Here is a 13,210-nt window from a genome sequence, read left to right on the forward strand (position 1 = left end):
CTAAGCAGTGTCCAGGAGCGGCATTTGCTGCCAGTTCCCGGAACTGCGCGCATCCCGAACGGTGTTGGATGCGCTGGGTTCCCGCATTCGTTGTTCCCCGATCCGGCGACGTGCATCGTGTGCACGCTCCGTGACGGGTGGGCGGGTTCCCTCACGCCTCCGTGCACTCGGTTCGGCCTGGACGGTCCGATGCCCACGACGATCACTCTGGTCGTCGTGGGGCGGTGCTGTCCGTCGCCGGATCGGGTGCCCGAGGGCGCGTCGCCCGATCGCGATGCCGGCGGCGTCGTGACGGGACATTTTTCGCTTGCTGCTGGTCAGTGGCTTGCGCCAGTGCTGGTCGCCCCACATCGAGGTGTACGCCGGATCGACGGCCACGATGCTCAGGCCATGCTCGGCCGCCATGCTGACGAGCCGGGCCTTGAGTTTACCGGTCGGGATGCCGGAGATGAGCTGCCGGAACCGCTTCTTACGGCCGTGTTTCTCGCGGGTCTTCTCGGCGGTGAAGTCCAGGTTCTCGATGCCGATGGTCTTGACGCCGCATCGGTTGGCCCAGTGCAGGAGTTGGCTGATGGCATGCCGGATCTGCGCGTCACGATGCTCTGCCGACCCGGTGAGGTCGTAGAAGAACCGGCGCGGGTCACCGACCGGGTTGCCGTGCGGGTCGAGCTGGTAGGCGGCGAAGTGGTCGGCGTTCGTATCAACGCCGACCATGCCCTCGGCGCGGGCCGTCTCCAGCGGTACGGTCTTGACCGGCGGGATGCTCCAGGCCGCTGTCAGGTACCAGCGCCCGCGCTGGACGTCGTGGTGGATGCGGTAGGCCACGGCTCGGTTCGCTTCGATCCGGTCACGCCACTGGGCGCCCCGATGAGCGAAGGCCACCTTCGAGGCGAGGACGTACCGGCCGTGCTTGGCGTTGGCCAGGTGCGCGAGCGGCGCGGGCAGCTTGATGCTGACCTCGCCCTCGGGCGTGACGCGGATGGTCTCGTTGCCGAAGCGTTTGCCGGACTCGCCGTCAGCGGCCAGGAACCAGCGCTCGGCCTCCCACCGCTCACGCCATTCGGTCTCGGTGAGCTGCGCGGCTTCGAGGTGGTGACGCGTGTTGAGCAGACGCCGGCCGCCACGTACGACGTGCACGACACCGGCCTCACGCTCGGCGCGGGCGACGTCGAGGCGGTGTTCCAGGATCGCCAGACGCCGGGTCTTTTGGAACCACTCGTGCTTGGAGCGGTAGCCGCCGGGCGCCCGCTTGGTTCCCTTGTCTCCGATCGGCTGGGACAGGCGGTGCGCGACCGTCTTGACCCCGGCCTCAAGGGACTGGATGTGGGCGAGCTGGCAGCGCCTCGACAGCGCCCACTGATCGTGGGTGGCCTTGGTGACGGCACCGGCCCACCGGGACGACGACTCGGCAGTGAGGCTCTGCTTACGGGCCGCCCACGCATCCGAGTTGTGGTCCAGGCCGTCAGCGCACCGGGCCTTGAGATCGAGGGAGGCGAGGTGCCCGACGTGTTCACCGACCAGGCGCAACACCCTCTCGTCCTCGGCGGTGAGGTGCTTGAGACGGTCGCGTATCGCCACGCCGGACGGGCCGAGCGCGACGAACGGTTCCTCGATCTGGCGGAGTTGCTTCTTCTTCGCCTCAGCCATCCGAGGCCGCCGCTTCAAGAGCCTTCTCGGCTCGGTTCTTCGCCGAGCGCCGCCCATACAGGCGGGCACAGAACGACGTCAGCACCTCCACCATGTCCCGCACCAGGTCGTCTTCGACCTCGCCGTCATCAAGAACGACGAGGCGGCGCCCTGTTGCGGACAGGGCCGCTTCGACAAGTTCGACGTTCATACGGCCGAGCCGGTCTTTGTGCTCAACCACGACCGTGGTCACCTTCGGATCAGCCAGCAGCCGCTCCGCCTTCGCCCGGCAGCCGTTCACACCCGAGGCGATCTCGGACTCGACACGAACAACCTTGTGACCGGCCTTCGCAGCCCACGCCGACAACCGCGCGGTCTGTCGCTCCAGATCCGCCTTCTGATCGTGAGACGAGACACGCGCATACAAGCCCACACCACCGGTCACGGTGGGTGAGGCGTTCGCTTCCATGTTCACCAGGATCGTGCGCGGCCCCACCCGTTCCGCAGGGACCGGCAACGTGCCCTCACGGAACCAGCGGTACGCCGTGCGGGGCGCAATGCCCTGCGCTCGTGCCCATTCCGTCAGGTTCACACCGAAGACCGCACAACACTCATGACACCTGAAAGACACTCATGAACACTTACTCGAGAGCTGCTTCACCCCCCGAGCACCCGCCGGCCGTCCACCGACTGCGGCCGGCGGGTGCCACCGGTCAGGCTGCTGCCGTGCGTTGCCGCAGCGTGGAGCCGTCGCGGTGCTTCACGACTTCGAGTTGGGCGTGTACGCGGCGCCGTAGGTCGGGTACGTGGCTGACGATGCCGACGCTGCGGTCGCGTTCACGCAGGGAGTCGAGTACGTCGAGGACCTCGTCCAGGGTCTGGTCGTCGAGGCTGCCGAAGCCCTCGTCGATGAAGAGGGTGTCGAGGCGTACGCCGCCGGCCTCGTCGGTCACCACATCGGCGAGACCGAGGGCCAGGGCGAGCGAGGCGAAGAAGGTCTCGCCGCCGGAGAGTGTGGCCGTGTCCCGCTCGCGGCCGGTCCAGGCGTCGACCACGTGCAGTCCGAGGCCCGAACGGCCGCGCCCCGCACGGTCGTCCGAGTGCACCAGGGTGTAGCGGCCCGCGGACATGCGCTGCAGGCGCGCGGTCGCCGCGGCCGCGACCTGTTCGAGCCGGGCGGCGAGTACGTAGGACTCCAGACGCATCCGGCGTTCGTTCTCGCTGGCGGTGCCGGCGGCCAGGCCGGCGAGCCGCGCCACCCGGTCGTACTCGGTGCGCAGTGGCCCCAGTTGGCGGGCCTCGGCCTGCGCGTGGGTGGAGAGACGGTCGAGTTCGGTGCAGCGGCCGGCCGCCGCGTCGTCGGCCGAGACGGTGTCGCGCAGCACGCGGTCGGCGGTGTCCGCCCGTGACCTGGCGGTGTCCGGGTCGGCGGCGGGCCGGGCCTCGGCAGCGAGCGTCTCGTCCTCGGCGAGTACAGCGCGGACCGCGGCCTCCTCCTGTTGGCGACGGTCGATTCGGTGCTGCAGTTCGCGGTGCGCGGCGTCGTCGAGTGCCGCCTCGGCGGCCTGCCGCGGGGTGTCGAAGCCGGCCCGGTAGGCGGCGTCGGCGAGCCGGGAGTCCGCGTCCTTGAGGCGCTGGGCCGCGTCCGCCGCGGCGCGTACTGCGTCGGCGGCGGCGGTGAGCAGATCCGCCTGGCGCTCCAGCTGGCCGGCCCGTGCCGCCACGCTCTCGGCGTCGCCCCGCGCCTCGGCCAACTCGCTGCGCACATCGGCCCGTTCACGGTCCAGGCGTTCCGTTCTGGCCTGCCGGGAGGCGATCCGGGTCAGCGCTCGTTCGCGCCCGGAGAGGCGGCGGGCGTGTTCCTCCTCGGCGTGGGCGAGGGCTTCCTGTGCGGCGTGCAGTCCGGCCGCACGGTCCCGCACGTCCGCGTGCTCGCGCCGCAACTGCTCCACGGTGGAGGCCAGTTCGGCGGTCGTGTCGTCGCCGGTCGCCTCCACTGCGGCGGCGAGCGCGGCGGAGACGGCGCTGAGTTCGCGCTCCGCCTCCTGGCGGCGTTCGTCGGCGCTGCCGTGGGCGGCAAATGCGGCTTCCTCGGTCCCCCGGTCGACATGACCGGCGACCTTGGTGGCGGGGTCGGGGTGGTCCGTGGAGCCACAGACGGCGCAGGCGGTGCCCGGTTCGAGGCCCGCGGCGAGTTCGGCGGCGATGCCGCGCAGCCGCTGTTCCTTGAGGCCGAGCCAGTGTTCGTGCGCGGCGAGGGCCGCCTCGCGGGTCCGGAGTGCGGTGTGCTCGCACTGTTCGGCGCGTACGGCGAGTTCGTCGCGGCGGGCGGCAGCGGCGAGACGGTCCTGGGCCGACGAGAGGGCGGCGGCGAGGTGTTCGGCCCTGGCGACCGCGTCGCGGGCGGAGTCGACCGCGCCGCGGAGCGAGTGGTGGGTGGCGTCGGCGCGGTCGAGCCATTCGGTGACGTCGCGCAGGGCCTCGTCGTCGGCACGTTCCTCGCGGTCCAGGCCGGCGCGTTCCTCGGTGAGGGCGGCGAGGCGCTGTTCGGCGCGGCGGGCGGACTCCAGGCCGCCGAGTTCCTCCAGGGCCTTGCGGGCGGCGGACGCGAGGGTGGCCGCGCCCGCTCCGGCCAGGTCGGCGGGCAGGGCCGCCCTGGCGCGCTCCTCGGCGGTGGTGCAGCCGCGGTGCTCGCGCTCGGCGTCGGCGCGCAGGCGCAGCGCCGGTGCGACCGTCTCGGCCTTGCGGCCACGCTCCATGCGGGCCCGTAGCTCGGCGTACGCGGTGTCGCCCGCGGCCAGCGCCTCGGCCCGAGCGCGGGCCTCGGCGGCCCGCTGCTGCAACCGGTGGGTGGCGAGTTCGGCATCCAGCTCGCGGCGTGCGGCAGCCTGGACGCGTTCGGCCTCGGCGACGCGGGTACGGGCGAGCGTCCGCCGCTCGCGTGCTCCGGCCCGGGCTACGGCGGCCCAGCCGAGTACGTCGTCGGCGAGGCCGGGTTCGCCGGGTGCCGTGTCGGGCAGGGGCAGTTCGGCGGCCGGGCCCGCGGCCTGCTGGATGCGGTGGGCGACGGCGAGCAGCCGGTCGTCGCCCGACTGGACACGGGCCTGAGTGGCGCGGCGCAGTTCGGCGAGCTTGTCCTCGACCGCGGCGAAGCGACGGGTGTCGAAGAGCCGGCCGAGGACCCGTCCACGGGCCTCGGCGTCCGCCCGCAAGAACCGTGCGAACTCGCCCTGCGGGAGCAGCACCACCTGGCAGAACTGTTCTTTGCTCATGCCGAGCAGCCGGCCGACCTCCTCGCCGATCTCCTGGTGGGAGCGGCTGAGGTCCTGCCATGCGCCGCTCACCGCGTCCCGGGTGCGCAGCCAGGTCTGCGCCTTGTCGACCGTGGTGCCGGTGCCGCGCTTCTTGGGGCGCACCCGGGCGGGCTGCCGGGTGACCTCCAACCGGCGCCCGGCGACGGAGAGTTCGAGGGTGACGGAGGTACGTGTGCCGGCCGGCGCATGGTCGCTGCGCAGGGCGACGGACTGGCTCTGCCGGGAGCCGGGCACGGATCCGTACAGGGCGTAGCAGACCGCGTCCAGGACGGATGTCTTGCCGGCTCCGGTGGGCCCGTGCAGCAGGAAAAGGCCGGCCCCGGACAGCGCGTCGAAGTCGATCTCCTGGGTGCCGCCGAAGGGGCCGAAGGCACTGATCGTCAGCCGGTGCAGCCTCATCGGGCGACCTCCCGCAGGGTGTCGTCGGTGCGGACGGTGTCGATGGCATCGCGCAGGACGGCACGTTCGGCGTCGTCGGCTCGGCTGCCGCGGACGTGCGCGACGAAGTCCTCGGCGATCTGCTGGTCGCTGCGCCCGTCGAGCCGCTGGGCGTAGGAGCCGGTGTCGTCGCCCGGGGCACGCTCGGGGGCGAAGACGAGGCTGAGCGTGTGCGGGAAGCGTGCGCAGAGTGCGGCCATCGGTTCGGCGGGCCGTACGGCGTCGGTGAGGGTGGCCTCGACCCAGGAATCGGTGTGGGTCTCCAGGTCCGGGTCGGCGAGCAGGTCGTCCAGGGTGCCGCGGATCCGGGCGAGGCGGCGCGGCGCGGGGCAGTCGACGCGCTCGGCGCTCACGGCACCGCCGGCGTCCAGATCGACCAGCCACATGCTCTTGCGGTGGTGCTCCTCGGAGAACGAGTACGCGAGCGGGGACCCCGAGTAACGCACCCGCTCGGAGAGCTTCTGGCTGCCGTGCAGATGGCCGAGCGCCACGTAGTCCACCCCGTCGAAGATGCCGGCCGGCACCGAGTCGACGCCGCCGACGGTGATGTCGCGCTCGCTGTCGCTGGCTTCACCGCCGGTGACGAAGGCGTGCGCGAGGACGACCGATCGGGTGCCGGCGGGACGGTCGGCGAGATCGGCGCGCACTCGCTCCATGGCGGCCCCGAGCACCGCCTCGTGCCCGGCCTTTTCGACCGCGAACTCGTCCTTGACCAGGGCTGGTTCAAGGTACGGCAGCCCGTAGAAGGCGACGTCCCCGTGGGCGTCGGCGAGCATCACGGGCGTGCCGCAGGAGGCCGGCGCGGTCCGCAGGTGGATGCCCGCGCGGCCGATCAGGCCCGCTCCGACGCCGAGGCGTCGCGCCGAGTCGTGGTTGCCGGAGATCATCACCGTCGGCACCCCGAGATCGGCGAGGCGGTGCAGCGCGGAGTCGTAGAGCTCGACCGCAGCGAGCGGCGGCACTGCCCGGTCGTAGACGTCACCGGCGACGACGACGGCGTCCACCCGGTGCGTGCGGACCGTGTCCACCAGGTGCTCGATGAACGCGGACTGCGCCTCGAGCATGCTCACCCGGTGGAAGGACCGCCCCAGGTGCCAGTCGGAGGTGTGCAGGATCCTCAAGACGCGACTCCGGCCCGCATGCTCCTCATTCCACCCCTCGCTCCGCCTTGCTCCACGGCTGCGCCGCGCTTGTCGTGGCCTCGGCCCTCTCCCGGCCGTCGGCACAGGTCACGGTAACGCCGGTGGGTCCCGGATTCCCCACGGACCCCGATATTCCGCCCGGCACGGCATCGACGCGCGACGCCCGCGCCCCGCATCGCTCTGCGGCAGGCACCCACCGCCCGACCCGGCCGCTCACCGTTCCCGCACGCCCCGGTCCCCGTCGGCCTCCGTGCGGTGCCCCGCCCGCTCCAGCCCCTCGTACACCGACTCGGTGAACGCCGAGATGGTCTCGTTGTGGCGGCTCGGCACCCACACCACCGAGGTGAGCCAGGCGAGCACCGCGCCCTCCAGCGGCCGCCAGGCGAGTCCTTCGGGCAGTGCCGACGCGGGGCTCTCGTTGAGGTGGATGCCACGGCCGGCAAGGACGAGACCGTGTACGAAGTTCGGGTTTCGGGCGTGCCGGATGGAGCCGGGCAGGAAGCCCTCGTCGCGGCAGACGGTGAGCATGTGGTCGTAGAGGCGGGGGGCCATCGCCCGCGGGAAGATCACCAGAGGTGACCCGTTGAGGTCGCGCAACCGCACGCGGTCGGCTCCCGCGGCCGGGTGCCCCTGCGGCAGGACGACGCCGAGTTCGCGTCGGGCCACCGGGCCCGACTCGAGACCCACGGTGTCCGCGGGATGCCGGACCACGCCGGCGTCCAGCTCTCCCTCGCGCAGCCGCGACAGTTGCTCGTCGGTGGTCAACTCGTGCAGATCGAGCAGTACGTCGGGCACCCGGTGGGCGAAGGTCGCGGTCAAGGTGGACAGCACCACGGGGGCGGTGTCCGGCGGGACCCCGACCCGCAGCGCCCCCGCCTCACCGGGACGGATCCGGCGCATCGCCTCGCGCGCCGTCTCCACCCCGCACAGCACGGGCCGTACGTGCTCGAGCAGCAGCGCGCCGGCCTCGGTGAGCTGGACGCCGTGCCGGGTGCGGTCGAAGAGCCGGATGCCCAGCTCGCGTTCGAGGTCGCGGATGCGCTGGGAGAGCGGCGGCTGGGCCATGTGCAGGCGTTCCGCGGCCCGACCGAAGTGCAGTTCCTCGGCGAGCACGGAGAAGTAGCGCAGATGACGGAGCTCCATCCGCGGACCCTAACCCCGGGGGACGCGCGGCAGGCGTCCCCCGGACGCGACGTCTGCCCGGGCGGCCGCAGGAGACCCGCCGGCCCGGAACCTGCAGCCATATCGCAGCGATATCGCCGCCAGTCCCGATTGGTGTTGGCCGGGGCCCAACTCCCCCTGTTTGCATGACTGCTCACGGGAGTCCGCCCCGCGGACAGCCTCCCGTCATCCCCGTCTCCCCGGCATCCCCGCGCCTCGCCGCGCTCGCTGGCGCCTGCGCGCATCCCAGGAAGGGCCCGCTCATGACCGACCCCACCGCCGTACTGGTCGCCCACCACCCCGTCGCCGCCGACGACCTGCCCGCGGGCGCGTACGTGGCCGAGGTGACCCTGAACCGCCCCGAGAAACTCAACGCCTGGACGGCGGACATGCGGGCCGCGCTGGTCTCCGCCCTGCGCACCGCGGACGCCGACGCCTCCTGTCGCGCCGTGGTCCTCACCGGTGCGGGCCGGGCCTTCTGTGCGGGCCAGGACCTGGCCGAGACGGCGGCGATCGACCCCGACGACCACGCCGCGGCCGAGGCCTGGATCGACGACTTCGGCCTGCTCTTCCGGGTCGTGCGCGGCCTGGCCAAGCCGGTGATCGCGGCGGTCAACGGGGTGGCGGCCGGATCCGGTTTCCAGTTCTCGCTGCTCGCCGATCTGCGGATCGGTCACGCGGGCGTACGGATGGGCCAGCCCGAGGTCCTCTCCGGGATTCCCAGCATCACCGGGATCTGGGCGATGTGGGGAATCCTCGGCCGGGCGAAGACGACCGAGTTCGCGCTCACCGGGCGTCTGGTGGACGGCACCGAGGCGCACCGCCTCGGCCTGCTGTCCCGGCTCGTCGACGAGGAGCAGGTCCGGGACGAGGCCATCGCCGAGGCCACCCGGCTCGCGGCGCTGCCGCCCGGCGCGGTCGCCCTCACCAAGGGCCGCATCCGCGAACTCGACGACGCCGGCCTGGACGAGGCGGTGGCCGCCGCCAAGAAGGTGCACACCGCGGCCTACGCGACCGGGGAACCGCAGGCCGAGATGGCCCGCTTCCTGGCCGGCCGCCGCCGCTGACCGGCCGCGCCCCCGCACCACCCGGACGAGAGGACGACCCATCCCATGACCACCTGCGCCACGACCACGGGCGATACGCCCGCCACCGGCGGGGCCGGCGACGCCGCGTACCGCGGCCTCCTCGAGGAACACCGCTGGAGCGTTCCCGAGCGCTACAACATGGCGGCCGACGTGGCCGACCGGCACCCCGGCGACCGGCTCGCCCTGATCTTCGAGGACCACACGGGCCACCGGGAGGAGGTCCACTGGCAGCAGGTCCAGGACCGCTCCCGGCAGATCGCCGCCCATCTGCACCGGCTCGGCGTCCGCAAGGGCGACCGGGTGGCCGTACTGCTGCCGCAGCGCCCCGACACCCCCGCCACCTACCTAGGCGTGCTGCGTACCGGCGCCGTCCTGGTGACCATGTCACTGCTCTGGGCGGACGAGCCGATCCGGTACCGGCTCGCCGACTCGGGGGCGAGTGTCCTGGTCACCGAGCATGCGGCCCTCGAGAGGACCGGTGGCTTCGACGGCGCGGTCGTCGACATCGACGATCCGTCCCTCGCCGCCCTCGCCCCCGAGTTCGAGACGGCGGACACCGCCCCCGACGACCCGGCCCTGATCTTCTACACCTCGGGCACCACCGGCGCGGCCAAGGGCATCGTGCACGCCCACCGCACCCTGCTCGGGCACAACGAGTTCCGGTACTGCCACGACCTGCGGACCGGCGACGTCTTCTACGGAGCGGGCGACTGGGCCTGGTCGATGGCCAAGCTGATGGGCCCGCTGCGGGCCGGCGCCGTCCACCTCGTGTACCGCCCGGCCGGCGGCTTCGACCCGTCCGGTCTGCTGGCCTCCATGGCACGGAACAAGGTCACCACATCGCTGGTCAACCCGACCTTCATCCGTAAGATGAGGCAGCATGTCCCGGATGCCGGGAGCCGCCACCAGCTCTCTCTGCGCGTCGTCTGCTGCTCCAACGAGCCGCTCACCGAGGACCTCATCACCTGGTTCCGTGACCAGTTCGGCGTCACCCCGCTCGACTACTACGGGTCCACCGAGTCGTACCCCCTGCTCGGGAACTTCCCCGGAGTGCCGGTGAAGCCGGGCTCGATGGGCCGGCCGCTGCCCGGCTGGGACGTGGTGCTGCTCGACTCCGAGGACCGCGAGGTGCCGGCGGGTGAGCCGGGTGAGATCTGCCTGCGGGCGGGCTCCAATCCGCAGTTCCCGCTCGGCTACTGGCAGCGGCCCGAGGCGAGCGAGGAGACCTTCGGTGGCACCTGGTACCGCACGAAGGACCAGGCGGTGCGGGACGAGGACGGCTACTTCTGGTTCCTCGGACGTACCGACGACGTCATCAAGACCTCCGGGTACCGGGTCGGACCGTACGAGGTCGAGGCGGCGCTGCGCGGTCATCCGGCGGTGGCGGACGCAGGCGTGGTCGGAGTGCCCGATCCGGTGCGCGGACAGGCCGTCAAGGCGTGGATCGAGCCGGCCGACGGTCACCGGCCGAGCGAGGAACTGGCCCGGGAGATCTCCGCGTACGCACGCGACAACCACTCCCGCTTCGCCTATCCGCGGCTGATCGAGTTCGTCGAGGCCCTGCCCAGGTCGGCGACCGGCAAGATCCAGCGCGCGGCGCTGCGGGACCGCGACACCGGGCCCACCTCCCCGGCGGCCGCCGGACACAACCGAGAGGACGGACGCACATGACGGCTCAGAGCAGCACGCCCGCCTCGGCGGGCGCCGCGTCACCTGCCTCCCCGGGAACCGAACCGGGTGGCGTCACCGCCAAGGTGCGGCGCAAGGTCACCACGGCGACCGCGATCGGCAACTTCGTCGAGTGGTTCGACTCCGGCGCCTACGCCATCATGTCGGCCACCCTCGCAGGTCTCTTCTTCCCGCAGTACGACAAGACCGCGGCGCTCCTTGCCACTTGGGCGGTCTTCGCCGGCGGCTTCATCGCCCGCCCGCTCGGCGCGGCGTTCTTCGGCCGGTACGGGGACAGGATCGGCCGCAACCGGATGCTCGCTCTGAGCGTGCTGTGCATGAGCGGCTCGACGTTCCTGATCGGCGTGCTGCCCGGCTACGCGACGATCGGCATCGTGGCACCGGTGCTGCTGTTCCTGCTCCGAGCCATGCAGGGCTTCTCCACCGGCGGCGAGTACACCGGGGCTTCGGCGTTCATCATGGAGTACGCGCCGGACGGCCGCCGCGCCCGCTACGCCAGTGTCGTCCCGCTCACCGTGGGACTCGCCTCGGTGGCAGGCGCGTTGACCGGACTGCTCATCACGTCGACGCTGGACGAGGGTGCGCTCAACAGCTGGGGCTGGCGCATCCCGTTCCTGCTCGCCGGACCGCTCGGTCTGATCGGGCTCTATCTGCGCAGCCGGATCGACGACACCCCGGTGTTCCGCGCGATGGAGGAGCGCAAGGTGGTGCAGAAGGCACCGCTGCGGGAGGCCTGGCGGGTCTGTCGCCGTCAGGTGCTGACCCTCTTCGGCTACAGCATCACCAACGCGGTCGGCTACTACCTGATGAGCAGCTACATGATCGCGTACATGTCGGAGGAGGTGGGCTACACCAAGGCGGAGGCGATGCTGACGAGTGTCGTCGCGATGCTCGCGTACAGCGCGGCCTGTCCGCTGATGGCGGCCGCGAGCGACCGCTACGGGCGCAGGCCGCTGCTGCTGCTTGCCTGCGGAGGCTTCGTGGTGGCCACGTTGCCGGCGTTCTGGCTGATCGGCACGAGCCTGGTCGGGGCCGTCTTCGGGGCGTCCGTGCTCGCGGTCCTTGTCGCGGTGATCGGTACGTCGAACGTGCCGGCGATGGTGGAGATGTTCCCCGGGCAGCTGCGCGCGAGCGGTTCGGCGATCGGATACACCGCCGCGTACGTGATGTTCGGCGGCACCGCACCGTTCGTCGCGACGGGTCTGGTGTCGCTCAGCGGGACGTCGCTGGCGCCCGGCTTCTATCTGATGGCGCTCGCGGCCGTGTCCGGGGTGGTCCTGCTGCGGTCGTTCCGCGAGACCTTCCGGCTGCCGCTGAACCGGACGACGGTGCTGGAGAAGTAGCGCACCCGCCGAACGGCCGGTGTTTCCGCGCCCGCTGCGGAGCGGGGACACCGGCCGCGCCCGCGCATGTCACGCGGCGCCGTAAGCCTCGCCGCCGAGTTCGCAGTGGGCGCTGCCGGCCGTGGCGTCGGCCAGCCAGCGCCGGAAGTCGTCCACGTCGGCGTCCGGCAGGGCGACCTCGAGGGTGACGGCCTCTCCGTAGCGCACGTCGCGCACCGTGCGTCCGGTGGAGCGCAGGTCGTTCTCGAGCTTTCCCGCGCGCTGGTGGTCGACGGTGACGGTGGCGAGCCGGAACCGTCGCCTGGTGATCGTGCCCAGTGCGTCGAGCGCCTCGCCGACCGCTCCCCCGTACGCCCTGATCAGTCCGCCCGCGCCGAGCTTGACCCCGCCGAAGTAGCGGGTGACGACGGCGACGGTGTAGCGCATGTCGCGGCGGAGCAGCATCTGGAGCATGGGGACACCCGCGGTGCCGCCGGGCTCGCCGTCGTCGCTCGCCTTCTGTACGGAGGCGTCGGTGCCGATGACGTAGGCCCAGCAATTGTGGTTGGCACCGGGGTGCTGCTTGCGGATCTCGGCGACGAAGGCCTGGGCCTCGGACTCGGTGGCGGCGGGGGCGAGCGCGCAGAGAAAGCGCGAGCGGTTGACCTCGGTCTCGTGCACGCCCTCGTGAGGCACGGTGCGGTACGCGTCCTGCATCCGCCCAGGGTATGTGCACGGTGCGCGGTGCCGGCCGGGCGGGCGGGCCGGTGGGGAATCCGCCGTCGGGGGTCGGCGTTGTCGGGGACAGTGAGTGCGACAGGCGTACCCACACGAGGCCGGCTGCCCCTGCCGCCGGCCCGCGGCGCAGGAGGCTGGACGTGTACGGCGACCCCGCAACCATCGGCAGGATCCTCGACGAGCTGGGTGACACCTGGGCGGTGGTCGGCCTCTCCGCGAACCAGGAGCGCGCGGCGTACGGCGTGGCCCAGGTGCTGCAGCGCTACGGCAAGCGGATCGTGCCGGTGCATCCGAAGGCGGAGACGGTGCACGGGGAGCAGGGGTACGCCTCGCTCGAGGAGATTCCCTTCCCCGTCGATGTGGTCGACGTCTTCGTCAACAGTGAGCTGGCCGGTCCGGTCGCGGACCAGGCGGCGGCCGTGGGCGCGAAGGCGGTGTGGTTCCAGCTCGGTGTCGTGGACGAGGACGCGTACGCGCGGACCCGCGAGGCGGGCCTCGAGATGGTGATGGACCGCTGCCCGGCGATCGAGATCAACGCACGGCGGTAGACACCTGCCGCGCGGCACAACTCTGTTGGTGCGCGATGGTCTCCCGGCGGTTCTCCGGGAGGCCTTTTCGCCCGGCTCCGTTGCGGCAACGCCGCTTTCCTGCGCACAGCATTGACGGGTCCCTGAGCCTCCCTTAGCTTCTGC

The 13,210-nt window shown here is 72.0% G+C and carries 10 protein-coding genes; 4 read left to right on the plus strand and 6 right to left on the minus strand.

The annotated features are described in order from the left end of the window. From DSC45_RS22020 to DSC45_RS22040, 5 genes are all read right to left on the minus strand, one after another. Positions 1–1,647, minus strand: a complete 1,647-nt coding sequence (locus DSC45_RS22020; RefSeq protein ID WP_119293613.1) for an IS200/IS605 family element transposase accessory protein TnpB — start codon at positions 1,645–1,647, stop codon at positions 1–3. Further along, a complete protein-coding gene (locus DSC45_RS22025) occupies positions 1,640–2,218 on the minus strand; it encodes an IS607 family transposase (RefSeq protein ID WP_119293615.1) in 579 nt (192 codons plus the stop codon). The genes DSC45_RS22020 and DSC45_RS22025 overlap by 8 nt, the downstream gene beginning before the upstream one ends. A 121-nt stretch (positions 2,219–2,339) precedes the next feature. Further along, positions 2,340–5,339 carry an AAA family ATPase gene (locus DSC45_RS22030; protein ID WP_119293617.1) on the minus strand — a complete coding sequence of 1,000 codons (3,000 nt, stop codon included), beginning with the start codon at positions 5,337–5,339 and terminating at the stop codon, positions 2,340–2,342. After that, entirely contained in the window at positions 5,336–6,499 is a 1,164-nt protein-coding gene (locus tag DSC45_RS22035) for an exonuclease SbcCD subunit D (RefSeq protein WP_119293619.1), read from the minus strand. The genes DSC45_RS22030 and DSC45_RS22035 overlap by 4 nt, the downstream gene beginning before the upstream one ends. A gap of 234 nt (positions 6,500–6,733) precedes the next feature. Further along, positions 6,734–7,663 (minus strand): LysR family transcriptional regulator, encoded by a 930-nt coding sequence (locus DSC45_RS22040; RefSeq protein WP_119293620.1) that lies wholly within the window; start codon positions 7,661–7,663, stop codon positions 6,734–6,736. Between the two features lie 281 nt (positions 7,664–7,944). Here DSC45_RS22040 and DSC45_RS22045 point away from each other — a divergent pair, with 281 nt between their 5' ends. From DSC45_RS22045 to DSC45_RS22055, 3 genes are read left to right on the plus strand one after another with little or no spacing between them, the layout of a single operon-like run. Next, the gene (locus DSC45_RS22045; protein WP_119293622.1) at positions 7,945–8,748 is read left to right on the plus strand and encodes an enoyl-CoA hydratase/isomerase family protein; all 804 of its coding nucleotides are present in this window, start codon (positions 7,945–7,947) and stop codon (positions 8,746–8,748) included. 45 nt (positions 8,749–8,793) lie between these two features. Then, complete coding sequence (locus DSC45_RS22050; protein ID WP_119293624.1) at positions 8,794–10,440, plus strand: acetate--CoA ligase; 1,647 nt, start codon at positions 8,794–8,796, stop codon at positions 10,438–10,440. Further along, positions 10,437–11,801, plus strand: coding sequence for an MFS transporter (locus tag DSC45_RS22055; RefSeq protein ID WP_119293626.1), 1,365 nt, complete (start codon positions 10,437–10,439; stop codon positions 11,799–11,801). The genes DSC45_RS22050 and DSC45_RS22055 overlap by 4 nt, the downstream gene beginning before the upstream one ends. Positions 11,802–11,870: 69 nt before the next feature. Here DSC45_RS22055 and DSC45_RS22060 read toward each other — a convergent pair whose 3' ends face one another. Next, the gene (locus tag DSC45_RS22060) at positions 11,871–12,497 is read right to left on the minus strand and encodes a YigZ family protein (RefSeq protein WP_119293628.1); all 627 of its coding nucleotides are present in this window, start codon (positions 12,495–12,497) and stop codon (positions 11,871–11,873) included. Between the two features lie 161 nt (positions 12,498–12,658). Here DSC45_RS22060 and DSC45_RS22065 point away from each other — a divergent pair, with 161 nt between their 5' ends. Continuing rightward, a complete protein-coding gene (locus DSC45_RS22065; protein ID WP_119293630.1) occupies positions 12,659–13,066 on the plus strand; it encodes a CoA-binding protein in 408 nt (135 codons plus the stop codon). Positions 13,067–13,210: the final 144 nt, after the last annotated feature.

Source organism: Streptomyces sp. YIM 130001 (assembly GCF_003574445.1).
Classification (GTDB): Bacteria; Actinomycetota; Actinomycetes; order Streptomycetales; family Streptomycetaceae; genus Streptomyces.